This is a genomic window from Lysinibacillus sp. NPDC059133, assembly GCF_042755925.1.
GTDB lineage: Bacteria > Bacillota > Bacilli > Bacillales_A > Planococcaceae > Lysinibacillus.
The window spans coordinates 1-2,259 of record NZ_JBHZDH010000116.1 but is presented as its reverse complement, the minus strand read 5'-3'; the positions used below and the strand labels follow the sequence as shown (position 1 = coordinate 2,259).

Sequence of the window (2,259 nt, the reverse complement as noted above, 5' to 3'; positions counted from 1 at the left end):
AGAAAGTCTTATGGAACAGAAGATAAATCAAAGATGTTGTACACAGGACATGGCAACACCATCTGTGGAGAGCTTTGTAACGCTTCTCTTAAGTATATAAGAACCCCACTGCTTTAGCTGTGGAGTAGTCAGGATCATGTGAGGTTGATTTCCGTTCCAACTGGGCGCTTTTCTGGGGGCGTCCCTGAAAAGTGATAGGGTAAGCCCCGGAAGTGATCGGGTAAGCCCCGAAAGTGATCAGGTATACCCGAGACGTGACCGGGTAAGCCCAAGGAGTCGCCCTGTCGTCCCCAAATCAACTATTTAGCATACGTTTTAACAAATGTCATCCTTAACTATTAGTAATGAACCAAAATCCTGTTGGAGCTGAATGTTTGTCATACAATAGTCAAAATTGATATGATAATAATTAAGAAGGAAGGTGATTGGGATGACAAGTAAGCAAGTAATTGAAGTTACTGAAGCGGCTGTCTTTCATATTAATGAAATGATGGAGCACAATGAAGAGCAAGGTGCGTTTTTACGTGTAGTTGTTAATGGTGGCGGATGCAGTGGCCTATCATACGGTATGCATTTTGATCAAGAGAAAAAAGAAGATGATTTTGAAGATATACAACATGGTTTAACAATTCTTGTTTCCCGTGAAGATGCGCCGATTTTAATGGGGACAAAAATTGACTATAAACAATCGCTAATGGGCGGTGGCTTCACGATCGATAATCCAAATGCTATCGCATCATGTGGCTGTGGCACGTCTTTCAAAACAGCAAAACGTGAAGGTACGCCTGAGATTTGTGACTAAAACTAAACAAAAAGCTCATTAATCATGAGCTCTAAATAATAAGCTTCTTTGATTTATGATGTTGTAAAACATGGTGAATGAAGGAGGCTTTTTTATAGCCTTTTTAAGAGAAGGAAACGTACAGCGATTGGTAAAATTTTTAATGGATATGGAATAAGAGGGGGATTTTACGCAGGTTGTCTAATTGAAGCTTTCACGTTGTATGGCATAACAAAGGGACTCGCAAATCTGAAAATAAATCATACAAATGCAAGTCCTATTCTTAAAGATCCTGATAGTTCAACAATATTTCTTTTTTTTCGCTGCGAATGGTAAATCAGCTAAAACCAAACTGAATGATATAAATGATGGTTTAAGTACAATATTGTAAAAAGTTATTTCTGATGGTTCTTTTACATAGTAAAAAATAAAGGTACAACAACTAATTAGAATGAAATGAATTATAAGAAAAAAGAACCTCTTTCTTTTAGCCATCTTATTTAACTTTCTAAAATTTATTATTGTTACGGTTACTATATAAATAATGAATAAAATAAGAAAAATTAAATAATAAAATATAAACTTAGCTGCAAATACATTTCCAATATCCTTATATGCAATAAATAATGTAATGATCATACCTACAAAAACAACCATATATATAATGCTTGTAAAAATGCTTTTCTTCAATTAATTGATACCTCGAAATTTTAATGTATTACAACTATTTTCTCAAAAATTTGCAATCCTGTTAACTGGTAAAATAATGCATCTAAGTACTAGCTTCATTCGCATGTGGCATCCCTATGGTTTATGATTAAAAACTCAAATTTAGGAATAGCAACATTCGTTCAAATGAATGAAACAGAGGAAACCTATACAATCGAAAATGATAACAATTTTTTCGGTATTTTAGAAAATGCTGTACCACAATAAAAAGTGTACTTCTAAATTAAATGTAAAGGTGCTGATCAACCATTTGCAAATTTACCGTAACGTCAGGTGCTGTTATTTTAAGTGAATATAGAAAAATACTTTTAAAAAAAGATCCTATTAGAGGGTGGGAATTACCTGGTGGCCGTGTAGAAAAGAATGAAACATTTAAAGAAACCGCTATTAGGGAAGTAAAAGAGGAGACTGGTATTGAAATCGAAATTCTAAAATTTTGTGGTGTTTCACAGAAGTGAGCTTCAGGAAGCCCACTTCTTCAGAGGTGGGCGGAATGAAGTGCTTTTTTCTTTATAGAACATATGTTTATATTGTATATTGTAAATAATCAAAAAAAGAAAGGAGTGACGGGTAATGACGAAGTGGAAGAAAGATTGTTTTATTATAGAGCTCAAGTTATTTATAGATACATGGCAAAAGGATATTCTATTAAAACGTTTTGAAATTGCCCGTACACTCTATAATACAACTTTGTCTTATGCAGTAAAACAATATACTTTAATGCAAGAATCAAAACACTATCGAAAACA

2 protein-coding genes and 1 pseudogene are annotated in these 2,259 nt (G+C 33.8%); all 3 read left to right on the top strand.

All coding sequences use genetic code 11. The features are described from left to right. Window positions 1-430: 430 nt before the first annotated feature. Window positions 431-802, top strand: a complete 372-nt coding sequence (locus tag ACFXN8_RS26400) for a HesB/IscA family protein (protein ID WP_376074902.1) — start codon at window positions 431-433, stop codon at window positions 800-802. Between the two features lie 792 nt (window positions 803-1,594). Then, window positions 1,595-1,717, top strand: a complete 123-nt coding sequence (locus tag ACFXN8_RS26395; RefSeq protein ID WP_386848319.1) for a hypothetical protein — start codon at window positions 1,595-1,597, stop codon at window positions 1,715-1,717. Between the two features lie 41 nt (window positions 1,718-1,758). Beyond that, window positions 1,759-1,962, top strand: a pseudogene (locus ACFXN8_RS26390) (NUDIX hydrolase); the annotation flags it as partial. Window positions 1,963-2,259: the final 297 nt, after the last annotated feature.